Source organism: Microbacterium sp. NPDC057741, from assembly GCF_042798735.1.
In the GTDB taxonomy this organism is placed as follows: Bacteria; Actinomycetota; Actinomycetes; order Actinomycetales; family Microbacteriaceae; genus Microbacterium.
Genome location: NZ_JBHVJW010000002.1, coordinates 102,196 through 118,253, shown reverse-complemented (window position 1 = coordinate 118,253; position 16,058 = coordinate 102,196). Strand labels below are relative to the sequence as shown.

13 protein-coding genes are annotated in these 16,058 nt (G+C 70.2%); 1 reads left to right on the top strand and 12 read right to left on the bottom strand.

Going from position 1 to position 16,058, the window contains the following annotated elements; translation table 11 throughout:
* Positions 1-56: 56 nt before the first annotated feature.
* The 9 genes from ACFVDO_RS07540 to ACFVDO_RS07500 all read right to left on the bottom strand — a co-directional run bounded on the left by ACFVDO_RS07540 (position 57) and on the right by ACFVDO_RS07500 (position 12,549).
* Entirely contained in the window at positions 57-2,501 is a 2,445-nt protein-coding gene (locus tag ACFVDO_RS07540) for a polysaccharide lyase 8 family protein (RefSeq protein WP_378855259.1), read from the bottom strand.
* 50 nt (positions 2,502-2,551) lie between these two features.
* Positions 2,552-3,859: a GDSL-type esterase/lipase family protein gene (locus tag ACFVDO_RS07535; RefSeq protein ID WP_378855261.1), complete on the bottom strand. Its 1,308-nt coding sequence runs from the start codon at positions 3,857-3,859 to the stop codon at positions 2,552-2,554.
* Positions 3,856-4,485: a hypothetical protein gene (locus tag ACFVDO_RS07530; RefSeq protein ID WP_378855263.1), complete on the bottom strand. Its 630-nt coding sequence runs from the start codon at positions 4,483-4,485 to the stop codon at positions 3,856-3,858. Before ACFVDO_RS07530 ends, ACFVDO_RS07535 begins: the two co-directional genes overlap by 4 nt.
* On the bottom strand, positions 4,482-6,611 hold the full coding sequence (locus ACFVDO_RS07525) for a hypothetical protein (RefSeq protein WP_378855265.1): 2,130 nt from the start codon (positions 6,609-6,611) through the stop codon (positions 4,482-4,484). Before ACFVDO_RS07525 ends, ACFVDO_RS07530 begins: the two co-directional genes overlap by 4 nt.
* Entirely contained in the window at positions 6,604-8,520 is a 1,917-nt protein-coding gene (locus ACFVDO_RS07520) for a heparinase II/III family protein (RefSeq protein WP_378855267.1), read from the bottom strand. Before ACFVDO_RS07520 ends, ACFVDO_RS07525 begins: the two co-directional genes overlap by 8 nt.
* Complete coding sequence (locus tag ACFVDO_RS07515; RefSeq protein WP_378855269.1) at positions 8,517-9,281, bottom strand: SDR family NAD(P)-dependent oxidoreductase; 765 nt, start codon at positions 9,279-9,281, stop codon at positions 8,517-8,519. The genes ACFVDO_RS07520 and ACFVDO_RS07515 overlap by 4 nt, the downstream gene beginning before the upstream one ends.
* 44 nt (positions 9,282-9,325) lie before the next feature.
* Positions 9,326-10,282 (bottom strand): carbohydrate ABC transporter permease, encoded by a 957-nt coding sequence (locus ACFVDO_RS07510; protein WP_378855271.1) that lies wholly within the window; start codon positions 10,280-10,282, stop codon positions 9,326-9,328.
* On the bottom strand, positions 10,269-11,105 hold the full coding sequence (locus ACFVDO_RS07505) for a carbohydrate ABC transporter permease (protein ID WP_378855273.1): 837 nt from the start codon (positions 11,103-11,105) through the stop codon (positions 10,269-10,271). The genes ACFVDO_RS07510 and ACFVDO_RS07505 overlap by 14 nt, the downstream gene beginning before the upstream one ends.
* Positions 11,106-11,259: 154 nt before the next feature.
* Complete coding sequence (locus tag ACFVDO_RS07500) at positions 11,260-12,549, bottom strand: ABC transporter substrate-binding protein (RefSeq protein WP_378855275.1); 1,290 nt, start codon at positions 12,547-12,549, stop codon at positions 11,260-11,262.
* Positions 12,550-12,773: 224 nt separating this feature from the next.
* On the opposite strand from ACFVDO_RS07500, the gene ACFVDO_RS07495 reads away from it, so the two are divergent.
* A complete protein-coding gene (locus ACFVDO_RS07495; RefSeq protein WP_378855277.1) occupies positions 12,774-13,841 on the top strand; it encodes a LacI family DNA-binding transcriptional regulator in 1,068 nt (355 codons plus the stop codon).
* Positions 13,842-14,042: 201 nt separating this feature from the next.
* Here the strand turns inward: ACFVDO_RS07495 and ACFVDO_RS07490 are convergent, their stop codons facing one another.
* The 3 genes from ACFVDO_RS07490 to ACFVDO_RS07480 are packed head-to-tail and all read right to left on the bottom strand — an operon-like array spanning position 14,043 to position 15,911.
* Entirely contained in the window at positions 14,043-14,561 is a 519-nt protein-coding gene (locus tag ACFVDO_RS07490) for a hypothetical protein (RefSeq protein WP_378855279.1), read from the bottom strand.
* Positions 14,558-15,334, bottom strand: a complete 777-nt coding sequence (locus ACFVDO_RS07485; RefSeq protein WP_378855281.1) for a class I SAM-dependent methyltransferase — start codon at positions 15,332-15,334, stop codon at positions 14,558-14,560. The genes ACFVDO_RS07490 and ACFVDO_RS07485 overlap by 4 nt, the downstream gene beginning before the upstream one ends.
* A gap of 1 nt (position 15,335) precedes the next feature.
* Positions 15,336-15,911, bottom strand: a complete 576-nt coding sequence (locus tag ACFVDO_RS07480; RefSeq protein WP_378855283.1) for a dihydrofolate reductase family protein — start codon at positions 15,909-15,911, stop codon at positions 15,336-15,338.
* Positions 15,912-16,058 lie beyond the last annotated feature (147 nt).

Sequence of the window (16,058 nt, the reverse complement as noted above, 5' to 3'; positions counted from 1 at the left end):
TTCTCCTTCTGAAGGGGTGGATGGTGGGGTCGAGCCGTCGGCCAGGAAGACCGAGTTCAGCGCTTCGAACTGCTGGAGAAGGTGGCGACCACGGTGCCACCGCGGAGTGCCGCCGCGCGGAGGGTGAGCCTCCAGCCTCGTCCACGCCGGGTGGCGGTGATGGACGGATCGGCATCGACGAGCAGCATCCCGGGGATCTCGATGTCGACGACGACCTGCTCCCTCGTCTGCGTCGGATCGCTCAGCGCCACCCGCAGCCGGCCGTCCTGCTCGGCGTTCACGATCACCGAGGCGGGACCGTCCGTCGAGACGGCGCCGTCGGCGGGCGAGCCGCCGAGATCGACCCGTCCAGCCGCCCAGAAGTTCGCCGCGGCCGTGCGTCCGACGGAGACGGCGTGCACCGTCCGACTCCGAGCCATCACCCGCAGTCCTTTCCCTCTCCCGCATGACTCGGCGAACCGCCGGGTCTGCTCGACATCGGCTGCCGGGAGCATGACGTAGGCGTAGCCTCCGTCGCCGGGCGCGGCGCCGTGTTCGATCCAGGTGGTCAGGTAAGGGCGGGTGATCGCCGTGTCGGTGCCGTACTTGATGTTGATCTCGCGCCAGGTGTGCGTGCGGTCCTGGCGCAGGGCGTTGAGTCGTACACCGTCCGGGAACACGTACCCCGCTGTGCCCTCCAGGTGACACCAGCGGGCTGCTTCGAACGTCTTGCTCCAACCTGCTGTGATCGACTGGGCGGCACCGTCCACGACGAATGCCGGCTCCCCTCGGAGCTTGCGGTTCTCGACGACGGTCTCCACCCCGGCGGCGTCCGGTGCGGTGATGCCCGACCCCAGGCAGGCGACCACGTCGTCGATCAGGAACCAGCTCTTCAGCGCGCGCAGGGAGGACCCCTGCGCACGCAGGTCTTGACCATATGCTCCGACGGTCGTTCCGGGGAGTGCGGCACCGCCTACCCAGGTGGCGTCGTTCGTGGACCGTTGACCGGCACCGTCGGCGAGGCGGGCGGTGTCGACCGTCGTCCCGGGCAGGCGGTAGGGGTCCACTGTGGGCCAGTAGTCCTCGCTGTAGTGGCCGAGGTCGTCGGTGTAGAGCAGCACCATGCCGTCCGACAGGTGCCAGCCGTGCAGGTTCTCGTTCTGGATCGACTCGTAGTTGTAGATGCGGCTGGAGTAGGCGCTCACGCTGACCGCGAAGCCGGGACGGTGGTGCACGACCTTGTCCATCGCCGGATACTGCCGGTGCGCGATGAGCGGTCCGCGGGCCGTGGGACCGGCCGCGAGGAGCGCCTTCGCGGCGACGACCGACGCCGGCGTCGCGGCCGCCAGGAAGGAGCGGTAGGTGTCCTCCGCGATCCACTGCGCCACCAGGCCGGTCATCGTGGCGGCCTCCGCGGCGGGTGCCGACGGGATCAGTCGCAGCGTGCCCTCGATGACGGTCGTGGTGGCCGCATGCCCCTGCTTGCTGGGGCGGGCGATCTCGCGCCCGCAGACCGAGGCGACCATGTCGCCCCGCACCATGAGCGGGTCGAAGGCGTCCACGACCCAGGAGTAGACGTGGGACAGGTTCGGATCGGTGACCTGCCAGGGTGAGTCGCCGATGAGGTGCAGCAGCGAGGACAGTGTGCCCAGCAGCTCCTTCCCGTACCCGCCGTTGTACGGATGCTTCCAGTGCTGGAGGAACGAGCCGTCGGGGAAGAAGCCCTCGCCGGTGCCCTCGTTCGACAGGTCGCCGGCGAAGGCGAGCACGCTGTTCGCGCCGCCTCCCGCGACGTCGCTCAGAGCGTCGCGGACGCGGAGCAGGGCGTCGCCGTCGCCGTCGAGCGCGGCGCGGACCGCGACCACGGTGGCGATCCAGACCCGGTTCGCGCCCGTGGCGATCTGCCGATCGGCCCGCCAAAGGTTGGGGTCCGGAGTGTAGGAGTCGATCGCCGCGGTCGACCGCGCGAGTGCGGCGCCGAGGGGCTCCCGCATCACCACGAGGGTGTCGGCCAGCGCCGATGCCGACCCGATCTCCCAGTCCCAGTCGTTGTCGAATCGGGGCAGGCCGGGGCCGTAGAAGTGATCGTGCATCCAGGTGATGCCGTCGGCCACGAGGTCGCCCACGGCAGCATCGCCGGCGACCGAGGTGCCGGGGGTCGCCCAGGCCACGGCGATCGAGCGCAGTCGCTTGAACGTGGTGGTGACGGTGTTCGACCTGGTCCAGTCGGCGAGGTCGGGCCAGAGCGCGGTGCGCCCCGCGGATCGGTCGAGCGTGGCCAGCACGCCCGTGGCCGTGCGGTCGACCCGTCGGACGGCGGCCGCGACGTGGGTGTCGCTCAGGTCGAGCGAGCCGCCGCCGGTCTGCAGGACGGCCCAGCGCTCGACGAGCTCGGCCGTCGTGGAAGCGGGCGCCGCCCATGCTCTCGTGGTTCCGAACTGGCCGAGTGCGGCGATCCCGGCGAGGGCGGCCATGCCCTGCAGCACGGTGCGCCTGGTCGGACCGGCGGGACGGGCTGTCATGTCGTCATTCATCGTGTTCCCTCTCCTCATCGAGCTGGTGTCGTCCGCCGTCAGCCGAGAAGGCTGCGTCGGCTGATCGTGGTGGCCATGGCCTTCGCGCCGGCGGCGCTGGGGTGCAGGCCGTCGCCGCTGTCGTAGTCCGCCCGCAGCCGCGCGCGATCGGCGGGGTCCGCGAGCACGGCGGCGACATCGACGACCTCGTCGAATGCGGCCGGGCCACCCTTTCGGGCCGCGCCCAGGAGCGCCTTGTTGAGGTGCAGTCGCTCCGCTTCGAGGGCGGGCGTCCAGCGCGTCCATCCGCCGAACGGCGTGATCGTCGTTCCGACGACGCGCAGCCCCTGGTCGTGCGCACGCAGCACGAGCTGCCGGTAGCCGGCGAGGATCACGTCGGGATCGGTCTGGCTCGGCGGCTGCTGAAGATCGTTGATGCCGAGGATCACGAGCAGGCTGTTCGTGCCGGGGAGCGCAAGGGCGTCCCGGTCGAGACGTGCCTGACCGCTCGGCCCGAAGCGCTCATCGTCGAGCAGGATGCGATTGCCGCTGATGCCGAGGTTGGCCACCGCGACCGCGCCGCCCGTCGCGGCGAGGTGCCGGTCGAGATGGTCGGTGAGGCGCTCGTTCGCGTCATCCGGGGTGCCGACCCCTTCGGTGATCGAGTCGCCGAGCACGGCGACGCCGAAGACACCCTGGCGCTCGACGTCGATCCCGCTCAGTAGCACGGCAGACCGGGTCATCTCTCCCCCGGAGGCTGCTGCGAAACCGCCACCCGAGTCCGTCGTCAGGTCGCCGTTCCCGACGTATCCGGTGGCGTGGGTGTTGCGGTGGAAGCTCAGGGGCCCGGTGGGCCCCGGCAGGTGGATGCTGACGACGATCTCGCCGCCGTCCGGGACGGCGATGTCGACCGGGTCGCTGACGAGCGAAGCACCCGCGGCGAGCAGGCCCCGCCTCGAGCCGCCGAACGTCACCGCTTTCGGAGGCCCGGGAGCGATGCCGGCCCCCGGGCCGGCGAGTCCCGGCGCACGGAGCGCGACCGTCACGGCGCCGACCAGCACCGGAGCGCTGCAGAACGTCCCGGCGAGTCGCACCCGCAGGCGCCCCCTGCCCTCACCGCGCCCGTGAACGGTTCCGACGCCGAGGCGCAGCACGTGACGCACGGTGCGATCTGTCATCCCGTTCACGACGAGCGGGTCATTCGCGGTCGGGCGAGTGTGCGCGCAGGCCCACGACGTCACCCACCCGCTGCGAGGCGATCGCGACAGCGGCCGGACGTCCGATCCCGCGACGGCGAGCAGTGCACCCGCCGATGCCAGGGCTCCCGTCAGCAGGGTGCGACGGGCGAGAGGTGCGAATGCGGTCATGCTTCCTCCATCTGGTCCACGAGCATCAGACCCACGAGCACGGGCACGCTCGCCGACAGCAGCAGCGGACCGGCCGGCACGACGAGCGACAGCACCGGCGTCGCGACGGCAGCACCCAGCAAGGCCGTGCCGCGCCGGGCCGAGCCGAACGCGAACCACAGCGCCGAGCGCGCCCACTGCCGTGCCGTGTCGTCCGGCTGCACCGCCGCGACGACCGCGAGCGCGAGGTGGTACGGCACGGCCGCGGCCAGCAGTCCGAGCACCAGCATCACGAGCACGACGGCGACGGGCCCGGTGCGACCGACCAGGAACGCGGCGTCGACGACCAGGAGCGCGAGACCCGCGGTCGAGATCAACGCGTGCGGCAGCAGCGGCCGCAGGTAGCGGGGGAAGGCACGGAAGACTCCGGTGAAGCATCGGGTATCGCCGTCGGTACGCCACGCGCGCAGCGCGTGGCCTGTCGCGGCGAGCGCAGGGAGCCAGGTGACCACCCCGAGGCACAGGATGGCGAATGCGGCTCCGGCGAGCACCGGGTAGGCGAGCCACTCGAGCCAGCCCAGCAGCGCTCGAGACCAGCTGCGCGAGCGGTTCCGGGAGCGATCGGCCGTGCCGCGGTAGGTGGTCATTCGTCTCCTCCGAGAACACCGGTGAAGTCCCGGTCGGCATCGTCGAGCACCGTGCGCCCGTCGAGCACCAGCCGCCGTCCGGCGACGATCGCGACGCGGCGCTCGGCCCCCGCGCCGGAGATCAGCACCGCCTGAGCTCGGGCGAGCACTCCGTCGGCGTCGATGACGCCGTCGCGATCGGCGAAGTAGGCCCGCTCATCCGCGCCGACGTCGATCGCCAGTCCGGCGCGCACCGGCAGCATCCGCATGGCCGACGGCTCCGGGCGGAAGGCGTCGAAGGGCTGGATCGTGGTCACGGTGAGCAGCTCGCGTGCCACGGGCGGAGTCACGCGCAGTGTGTGCATCCTGCGGGTGACCACCAGGTCCGGCGTGCTCGACGTGGGGTTCGCGTCGATCTCCGTCACCCGCTGCTCCCGCACGACGCCGTCCGCGCCCCCGGGAACGTGCACGGTGAGCCAGGCGCCCGCGCGCCCGTTGCGCAGCAGGTGCCGGATGCCGGGCTCCCCCGCGATCGGGCTGTGCGCCTCAGCCAGGTGGTCCGAGTGGAACAGCAGGGTCCAGGCACGCCGGTCGGCGGCGCTGCCCCGATCGACGACCACCACCCGCCCGGAGGGCAGCACCGCGAGCGATCGTTCCAGCGAGCGGATGCCGAGTTCGACGGGGTACATGCGCCCGGTCCGGGCGCGCCCGTGCAGGAAGCCGCCTTCCGCGAGGATGCCGATCATGTCGGCGGTGCGCTCCGGCGTCGCATCCGCATAGGCGTTGTAACCGCCCTCGCCGGCGAATCCGCTGTCGTCGACGAGGACGAGGTTGTGATGCGCGGCCTGCTTGCGGTTCGAGTACCCCTCGTCGACGAGGAGCCAGGCTCCCCGCGTCGCGAGGACGAACGATCCGGCATCCGGATGATGATGACCGGCATTCAGCGTCTGCCAGCCGCGTTCCGCGTGGATGCGGTGCGCGGTCTCGGAGGCCGTCCTCCCACCGCCGGGCGCGGACTTGAACGACACCAGGGTCGCGTCGTCCTGCCACGAGGTGCGGTGCACCAGCAGGCCGAGATCGTCGAACGCCGCCTGACCGGACGTGTGTCGTGCTGGGTCGACGGGAGCGACGCTCCGGTCGTACCAGAGCAGTTCCGCCCAGGCCTCCGGCAGCACGCCGGGACGCACGCCGCTCTCGTACGCCTCGCGCCAGAAGAAGCGGTCGGCGACCGTGTCCGCGAGCCACTGCGCCTCGCCGAACCCGTACCTGGCCGCGAGGATGCGGTAGAGCGCGACGCTGTGCCCGCTGCGTCGATCGTGGCAGTCGCCGTGGTCGACGATCTCCTCGTATCCGGGGGCCGCCTGGTGCAGCCGGTACCAGAACGTGTTCGCCAGAAATCGGCATCGGTCCCACCAGTCGATGCCCTCGGCGTGCTGGAGCATGTCGAGGTAGAGCGCCAGCCACGGCACGCCGTACCGCCAGTACACGACGCCCTCCATGTCGGAGCCGTCCGCGGGGAGGACGTCGACGACGGTTGCGAACGCGTCCTTGGCCCGCTCCGTCCACGCGCGCTCTCCGAGCGCGTAACCCGCGGTGGCGAGGCCCGCGTGGCAGATCCAATGGTGGTTCTGCCAGTAGGAGCTGCTCCACCACGTCCCCTCGCTCGTCACGGCGAAGTCGTGCAGCCGCTCGCCCTGCAGGGCCAGCTTGGCGCGGAGCATCTCGCGCCGGTCGGCGTCGAGGTCCTCGCCCAGCCAGGAGTAGGCCAGCGAGAGTCCGTGCAGCAGCCATCCCGCGTCGAGGTCGTGATCGGGCATGTGCGCGCGGCCCCAGTGCTCGAAGGACACCGCTGCGGCGATCCAGCGCCAGGCCTCCTCGAGATAGTGCGGCTGCCCGGTGAGCCGGTAGGCGAGCGCCAGGTTCGCCGCAGCAGGGCCGAGATAAGTGATGCTCGCCAGCGGATGCTCCGCCGGCGGCGCCGTGCGCCGGTAGAGGTCGCACTGCTCGGCGAGGCGGCGCCAGAACGGCGCGAGGTCGCCGTCCAGTCGCGCGCGCAGGTCGCTCAGGCGCGCCTCGTCGAGGAGGAGCATCGGATGCGGGTCTGCCTCGAGAACGGCCGCCGAGGAGGACGGGCGCGGCTCAGCCATGGTCCAGCTCGGGCGGCAGCGGATGCACGTCCACGATCCTGTCCGCGCGCGTGACCCTGACCTCGGAGCCGCGCAGCTCGATGCCGGTCACGGCGACGTCGGTGGCGGATCCGGCCTGCAGCACCGACACCCACAGCACCCGCGTGGCGTCTTCCGCCGCCCAGTCGAGATGGGTGCGCACACGCTGCGGGTCGTCTGCGGGCCCCGGTCCGGGGTGGAGCGTCGCGCGCACGGGGACCGGGCCGGAGGGGCCGGCCGCGCGCGCGGCGTGCACCCCGTCGAGGCGCTCGACTCCGCGCCAGGAGGAGCGGATCAGGTCACCTTCGGTCCGCACCTCGAACGTCACGTCGGGCCGCATGCCGAGGATGAGGCGCCGCGGTCGATCAGCCGCGGCGACGACGACATCGAGCAGGTATCCGTCCGCCACCACGACGTGGCGAACAGCGCGGACGCCGTCGTACCACGACGTCGGGCTTCCGACCACCTCGACGGTGAGCGATCGTTCGTCGCGGGCGACCACCCTGCCCGTCGCCTCGCGCGGGTCGCCCGCACCGACTCGCACACAGGGGTGCGCGTCGGCGGAGGCGTAGTGGGCGCGCCAGGCGGGATGCCCGTAGGGCACCTGACCGGGATCCGGCTGCCACGGGGTCTCCCTCCCGTAGAGCGAGAGGGAGAGTTTGTCGTGGTGTCCGTGGGACTCCCCGTGCGGTCCGAAGTCGAGCACGGCGTGGATGCCGGCCGCCCGCAGGACGGCGACGCCCACCTCGGTGTCGACGGACACCGCGGGGCGCGTCGAGCGATCGATCACGGCCGGCGGTCCGCCGAACCATCCGTGCGGCATGCTGCGCAGCTCATCCTCGAGCGCGTCGCCTTCGGGCCCGGCTTCGCGGGCGTGCGCGGCGACGGCGTCGAGACCAGCATCCGCCAGGAAGCCGTCCGCCAGTGCGCGCAGCTCGGTCCACTCGAGCTCCAGGGCCGGGCGCGCATAGGGGCCGTCGTGGAGCGCCGGCAGGATGCCGCCCTCGGTGGCGAGCTCGCCGAGCACATCGATCATCGCCGCAAGCCGGTCGCCGGCGTCGGCGGGGAGGGCCGACGGGTCGACCCCGCGCAGCGACAGCAGGCAGGCGCGCAGGACGAAGCCGTGATAGTAGGTGGTCGCCTCCCACTCCCACCCGTGCGACGTGGTCGCCGCGAGAAGATGCGCGAACTGACCGTGGGCGCCGTCGAGCCACTCGTCCTCCGCCGCGACCTCCGTCGGCTGCTCGCCGGCTGCCGCACGCACGAGCTCCGCGGCGCGAGCGCAGGTCCTGCCGGCGGCGTTCAGCCAGGCGGTGTAGTTCGACGTGAACCTCCCCTCGGCGACCAGGCGGTCCCGCGCGGCGCGCGACTGCTCGACCGCGTCGTCGAGGATGACGAGAGCCGGCCGCAGCGCCGCCGCCTCCTCCGGCGCCGACTCGGCGAGCGACCACACGGCGTGCGCGATCGAGACCGACCAGATGGCGTCGGTGAGGGCCTGGTGGAACAGCCGGCCACGGAGCATCCAGTCCTGCGCCTGCTCGTGGTCGCCGCCGCCGGTGACCTCGGTGTAGATCTCGGCGTACGCGACGAGCAGCTGCACGGCCTCGGCGCGCACGGTGGCGTCGCCCGTCCGGGCGGCGCGGTGCGCGAGCACCCGGATGCGCCGCGCCCACGCCTGGTGGCTCAGCACCAGCCACGCGTCGCGGACGCGTTCGGTGCCGACTCTGCATCCATACGCACAGCCCACCCCGTCGGCAGGAGGACGCACGCCCGGGATCCCCTCGTGCGAGAGTTCGACACCGTGCGTCGGGCAGACGAAGTCGTGCCACCACCCGCCGCGCTCGCGCGGCAGGCCGCTCGTGTCCGTGGCCTGTGCTGCCGGGAGACTCATCGGGGCCAGGTTCCGCCGTCGATGTCGAGCGTGGTGCCGGTGATGTACGACGCCTCGCGCGACGCCAGGTACTGCACGGCCGCGGCGACGTCCTCCACGCCCCCGGCGCGCCCGATCGGCGTGCCGGCGATCATCTTCTGCTGCGCCTCGTCGGTGCTGAACGTGCCGTGGAACGCGGTGTCGGCGATGTAGCCGGGGGCGACGGCGTTCACCGTGATGCCCTGCGGACCGAGTTCCTTCGCGAGGCCCTTGACGAAGCCCCGCACGGCGGCCTTCGATGCCGCGTAGACGACGGATCCCGGCCCGCCGCCGTTGTGCGCGGCGAGGGAGGAGACCGCGACGATGCGCGGCCGGTCCGACTCGCGCAGATGCGGGATCGCGGCCCGGCAGGTGCGGAACGTGGAGCCGAGGTTGACGTCGACGACCGCGCTGTAATGCTCGTCGCTCATCTCGGCGACCGGTACCCGGCCCACCAGGTGCCCGGCGTTGCAGACCACGACATCCAGCCCGCCGAGGAAGGCGGTCGTCTCGGCGATCAGCCGGTCGACCTCCTCGGTCGAGGTGACGTCGGCCTGCAGCGCCAGCGCCCGGCGTCCGAGCGCCTCCACCTCGCTCACGGTCTGCGCGGCCGGCTCGGCAGACCGCCCGTAGTGCACGACCACATCGGCTCCTGCGGCGGCCAGCGCGAGGGCGACTCCGCGCCCGATGCCGTGCCCGGCGCCCGTGACCAGTACTCGAGCGCCCGTCATGTCCATCGCCATCTGCGATCCTCTCTGTTGCGTCCGGCTGTCTCCGCCGACGTGTGTCATTTGATGCCCGCGTTCGCGAAGCCGCGGACGAAGTACTTCTGCCCGATGAGGAAGAGCACCACCATCGGCAGGGTGGCCAGGGTTGTTCCCGCCATGAGGTAGGCCCACTGGGTCTCGTTCTCGGTGCGGAACACTGAAAGGCCCACCTGGATGACCCGCAGGTCGTCGCTTCGGGTCACCAGAAGCGGCCACAGGAAGTTGTTCCAGGAGCTCTCGAAGGTGAGCAGCCCCACCGTGATGAACGCCGGCTTCACGAGCGGGGTCATGATCCGGGCCCAGATGCCGACCTCGCTGACGCCGTCGATGCGGGCCGCCTCCTCGAGCTCCACCGGCAGGTCCAGGTAGAACTGCCGGAACAGGAACACTGCGAACGGCGTGACCGCCCCGGGGATGATCAGCGCCCACCAGGTGTCCAGCCATCCGGTTCCGCCCTGCCCGAAGATGTCGTTCCCTCCGAACAGCGGCATGAATCGCACGATGAGGAACTCCGGGATGACCTTCGTATAGGTCGGGATCATCAGCGCGGCGACGAAGAACATGAACACCACCTCCGACCCGCGGAAACGCAGCCGCGCCAGCGCGTAGCCTGCCATCGACGCGATCACGAGGTTGATCGCCGTGTGGCTGACCGCGATGATCAGGCTGTTACGGGCGTAGGTCAGGAAGGGCGCGGCGTTGAGCGCCGCCGGGTAGTTGTCCCACGCCCACTCGGTGGGCAGCAGGACGGGTGGGCTGGCCCAGATGTCCTCCGGCGTCTTCAGGGACGTGAGGATCATCCAGACGAACGGCGTGATCATCACGATCGCGATCGCCGTCAGCAGCACGTACAGCACGACCTTCGCGAGAATTCGCCGGCCCTTCGGCGCGCGGGCGCCGACCGGCCTGCCGCGGACGCTCGAGAACCGTCCGGGGCGGGAGCGCCGCCCTGTCACGATCAGATCAGTCCCGGCCATTGTCGCCCCCGTTGAGTCGTCGGGTCACCAGGGTCAGCACCAGCAGGAACGCGAACAGCACGATCGACTGGGCACAGGCGTAGCCGAGGCGGAACTCCTTGAACGCGGAGGTGTAGATCTCGTAGGTCATCATCGTCGTCGAGTTCGCCGGCCCACCGCTGGTGAGGATGTAGATGAGGTCGAAGGCCTGCACTGCGGAGATGACCGAGGTGACGAACACGAAGAAGGTCGCGGGGCGCAGCAGCGGGATCGTGATGCTGAAGAACTGCCGCGTCTTGGTGGCGCCGTCGACCGAAGCCGCCTCGTAGACGTCCCTCGGCAGCGCCTGCAGCGCCGCCAGGTAGATGAGCATCTTCAGGCCGATGCCCTGCCAGATGCCGACGACGATGACCGACGGCATCGCCCAGGTCGTCGTGTCGAGCCAGCTCTGCGGCGGAAGCCCGAAGAAGGTGAGCACGGCGTTGAGCAGACCGTTGCGAGTGTCGTAGATCCACAGCCAGACCAGTGCGACGGCGATCGTTGCCGTGATCTGCGGCAGGAAGACCGCGGTGCGGAACAGTGCCCGGCCGCGGATCTGCGTGTCGAGCATGAGCGCGATGAGCAGAGCGATCGCCATCGAGACCGGCACCGTGAAGATCGCGTACACCAGCGTGTTGAGCATGCTCCGGAGGAACACCGGGTCCTTGAAGGCCTCGAAGTAGTTCTCGACGCCGATGAACTGCGGACTGGAGAGCACATCGTAGGAGGTGAACGACAGCACGAAGGCAGCGACCACGGGGATGCCGATCCAGATCAGCGCGTGCAGGAACGCGGGTGCCACCATGAGCATGCCCGCGCGGCGACGGCGGGCCCCGACGCCGCCCCGGCGCCGCCGTCGGGCTTTTGCGGCCGGGACCGGCGGAGGCGGCGCTTCCGCCGTATGCGGTGCGTATGTCACTGCCATCGCTTCGTCTGCTTCCTGGAGAGTGCGGATCGGCTCACAGTCGCGCAATCGCGCTGTTCGCGAGGTCGGCGAGCTGGTTGATGGCCTGCTTGGCGCTCTGCTGCCCCACGAGGGCGGTCTCGAGTGCCGGGGCGATGTTCTCGCGGATCTCCATCCAGGCCGGGGTGCCGCCCTCGGACCAGGCCTTGTCGAAGTTGTCCAGGGCGAAGGCGATCGCCGGAGCGCCCTTGACGTAGTCGCTGTCCTTGAGATCCGTGATCGAAGGGATCATGCCCCGGTGCTCGGATGCGGCGAGCACGGCGTCGGGCGAGCCGAGGAACTCCACGAGCGCCCGTGCCGCCGCAGGGTGCTTCGAGCTCGCGGACTGCGAGATCATCGTGCCGCCCTGCAGCACCGCCTGCCGGGTGTTGCCCATCACGAAGGCACCGATCTTGTCGACCATGTCCGGGGTCTGCTGCGCGATCTGCAGGTACTGCGCGCTGCTGCTCATCATGATCGCTGCGCTGCCCTGCTGCACGCTGGTGGGCTGACCCGCCTCGGTCTTGAAGGCGAAGTCGGAGGAGCCGTCGTCGATCATGTCGAGCAGGATCTGCAGTGATTCAACTCCCTTGCGGCTGTCGAAGCGCACCTTGCGTCCATCCTTCGAGAACAGGTCACCGGAGTTGGCGAACAGCAGGGTCTCCCAGCACTGACGCAGGTCGATCGAGAACGGGTCGAACCCGTAGCGAGTCACCTTCCCGCTGCCGTCGCGGACCGTGAGCTTCTTGGCCATGGCACGCAGCTCATCCCAATTCTTCGGCGTCTCCGTGATGCCGGCCTCTTCGAAGAAGTCCTTGCGATAGGTCACGATGCGGGTGTCCATCACGACCGGCAGCCCGTACAGCGTGCCGTCGAAGCGGGCGGGTTCGAGCGTGCGCTCCTCGTAGTTGTACTTGGTGGCCATCGACTCGGGCAGCGGTGCGATCGCCTTCTTGTAGGCGAACGGCGGGATCCAGCCGACGCCGAGGGTGACCACATCGGGCATCAGCCCGCTGGCAAGACCCGTGGTGATCTTCTCGTTCAGGGCGCCGTAGTTGGTGTAGTCCACGGTGACATTGACATCCGGGTACTTCTTCTTGAACTCCGGGAGCAGCTTGCCCTCGAGCAGCTCCTTGCCCGCACCCGCCAGGAACATGGCGTTCAGGAAGGTGAGATCCCCCTCCACCGGCCCGGTCGGCTCCGCAGCGGCGGACTTGCCTGCGCCGGGCGTGGCGCTGCACCCCACCAAGGCTGCCGCGGCTCCGACTCCGACGGCCGTGAACAGACTGCGACGAGTGAACTCCATGACTTACCCCTTTCGATCGGCTTTGATCTTCGGCACGTCGATTCGACGCGTCTGGTGTAACGATGCACCGATCGTATGGGGTCCGATCGACATCGGTCAACTCCCTGATTCTCAACGATCGCGATTGTGTCGGAAAGTGGCCTTGGTGCGGTAGCATCGCCTCACCTGGTTCATCGATGCACGGGATGGGGCACCGCCCCGTCACAGAGGGGCTGCACGCACACATGACTGGAGTCACGATCCTCGACGTCGCTCGAGCGGCGGGGGTGTCGACGAGCACCGTCTCGAATCTGCTCAACGGGCGCACGAATCGCATGCTCCCGGAGACCCGCGACCGGGTGGAGTCCACCATCCGTGATCTCGGGTATCGACCGAGCCGCGCCGCGCGTCAGCTGCGCACCGGGAAGCCACAGACGATCGGCCTGATCGTGCCTTCGGTCGGCAATCCGTACTGGGGGGCGCTCGCCCGCCATATCGAATCCGTGGCGCTCGCGCACGGCAACCACGTGCTGCTGTGCAACTCCGAGCGCGATCCCGAGCGCGAGCGGCAGTACGTCGACGAACTCGTCTCGGACGGCATTCGGGGCATCGTGCTCTGTTCGTCGCTCCCCTCTCTCGAACACGTCGAGGGTCTGCTCGATGACGGACTGCGCCTGGTCGCCTTCGACCGCACGGCACAGGCCGATGACCCGGTGGGGCTGGTCAACGTCAGCATCGACAACGCGATCGGGGCCGAGCTCATGGGCGACCACCTCGTGTCGCTCGGCCATCGCCGGATCGCCTTCGTCTCGGGTGCGATCCGATCCGTCAACCGCGCCGAACGGTTCCGGGGCTTCTCGACCGCTCTCGAGCGGGCGGGGATCACCGTGCCCGAGGTCGTCTCCTCGCCGGGCAGCGCCGTGGACAACGCCTTCGGCGATGTCGAGGCGGCCGAGCTCGGTCGAGAGGCGGCCACCCGGCTGCTGCAGGGACCGTCCGCCCCGACGGCGGTCTTCGCCGTCAACGACATGACGGCGATCGGCGTGTGCCGTGCCGTCCGGGATCTCGGGATGGAGGTCGGCAGAGATGTGTCGGTCGCCGGATTCGACGACATCGTCTTGGCCGAACTGTACGCACCGCGGCTGACGACGATCCGTCAGCCCATGAAGGAGATGGCCGCCGCCGCGTTCCGGGCGCTGTCCACACCGCCGGCGGAGGAGGCCACCGCGCAGGGCCGCACGCTGCTCTTCCGGCCCGAGCTCGTGGTCAGGGAGTCCACCGCGCCGCCGCCCGATCCTCACGCCGCGGGGTAGGCCGCCTCTGCCCGGCCACGGTGCAGTGAATCTCCGCCGCGAGAGCTGATCGGGCATCAGACGACCCGGCGGTCGGCCGTGCCGCCCTCGCCGGGCAATCCATTTCTGCGCGTGCGCCAGTGGAGGTGTCGGCACCCCGACCTCGGTGTCCTGGGCCTCGAATGCGAGCCCCCGGGAGGCGCAGGTTCATGCGTCAGCGGATCAGTGCCCGCCGCGGGGCGTGAAGCAGCCGCCGTCCAGGACGTACCCGCCCGCCTCGACGGTGAGGGGCTCCCCCGACACCACTCCGAAGATGCAGCCACCCTCGGGGCCGTTCGCGCTGAACTCGGTGCCGCGCTCGTCGCCGAGCAGCTGGATGCCGTCGAGTCCCGCATCCTGAAGCGCGGCCTGCACCGAGTCGGGCGACACGTCGCCGGCGCTGCGCAGCTTCTCGAGCGCGGGACGGAGCGTGACGATCGCCTCCTCGGCGGCCGCGCGGCTCTCGGCCGGCATCTCCGTCCGGTCGCGGAAGCGCTCGTTCTGCGCCATGGCCTTGTCGGGGTCGTAGGGTGCGCACCCGGGCGGAAGCTCCACGCCCTCCTGCTGGGGGCAGGCGGCGGTCGCTGTCGGCGTCGGTTGCGCCGCGCGGGGCGCCGCGGCACCTGCGCATCCGCCGAGCAGCAGCGCGACCGCGCACGCGAGCAGCGCACGCGTCGCGCGCTCCCCCGCCCTCGCGATCATCCGTTCATCGAATCACAGCGAGGCGGATGCCGGAACCCTCGGTTCCCGGGACCGGGACTGGCACCCCGCCGCCCGATCCACGTGACGAGTGCGGAGAGGAGTGTGTACTCCTCGTCTCCTCGGTGCTCGACGACCGCCGCCGGCCGGATCGCTCTGCTGATCGTCTCGAAGCCTGCGAAGGAGGTCGCGAGAAGGTCTTCGACGTCGGCGACGGTGATCCCGCTCTCCAGCAGCGCGGGGCGGCTCTCCCCCGTCTGATCGACCTCGTACCGGTCGGCGATGACGCCCAGCGCGACCACGCCTCCTTCTCGCACCGCTGCCGCGATCTTGGCGAACAGCCGCCGGATCTCCGCCACATCCGGCAGATGCTCCACCGCCGAGAACGCGAAGACGAGGTCGACGCGGTTGGCGAACTCGAGATCGGCGAGATCCGCCTGCTGTGCCAGCACCCGCGTGGTCCCGGGTGCGGGGATCGCCTCGAGTCGCCGGACCGCCGAGGCGAGAAGGTCGACCGCATGGACGGTCGAGCCTTCGGCGAGCCGCTCCACCATCGGCACGGTATGCCGACCGATGCCCGCACCGAGGTCGTAGGCCGTGATCGGCCGATCGTCGGGCATGAGAGCGACGGCGTCGAAGATCAGCCGATGCGGCCTGGCGAGCCACGTCCCCTCGGCGCCCAGTGCGGCCTCGGCGTAGAGCTCCTCGTGGTACCGGACGGTCTCGCGACGCGCGCGCTCGAACTCCGGCGTCCGGTTCTCGGGTGAAGCCGCCACGTCAGCGCTGCACGTCGTAGACGAGCTTCACCACGCCGTTCTCGTACACATCGGACTCACGCAGCTTGAGGTTCCGCCGCCCGAGCTCGTCGGAACGGAAGACGCTCTTGCCGCCGCCGAGCAGGTAAGGGAACATCAGCAGGTTGTACTGGTCGATGAGGTCGGCCTCGCCGAGGCGGGTGGCGAGTTCGGCGCTGCCGTGGATGAAGATCCCGCCGTCGACGGACTCCTTCAGCCGCGCGACATCCTCGGTGCTGCGCAGGATGTGCTGCGGACCCCAGCCGCTGACGAGGTCCTCGTCGCGGATCGAGGTCGAGACGACGTACTTCGGAAGGTCGCGGTAGTCGGCGTGGTCGTCGGATCCGGGCCACACCGCGGAGAACGCGTCGTAGCTGCGGCGGCCGAACATCAGCGCTGTGGTCTCGCCGAGCTCCTCGCCCTTCAGCGAGTAGGCCTCAGGAAGGAACGGGGTGTCGAACACCCACCCGCCGCCGGGATGCCCCTCGCGGGAGGAACCGGGCGAGTCGACGATGCCGTCGACGGTGAGGAATCCGGTGTAGACGAGCTTGCTGGTCATGATGCTCCTTGTTCGTGGCGGCCGTGATGCGGCCTCACTCAGACGTCGAACAGGAACGTACCGGATCGACACCGCGCCGGAAATCGGATCAAGAAATCTTCCGGAGCGATGTCGAGAACGCCCCGCCTGTTCCGTCTCCCCTGTGAA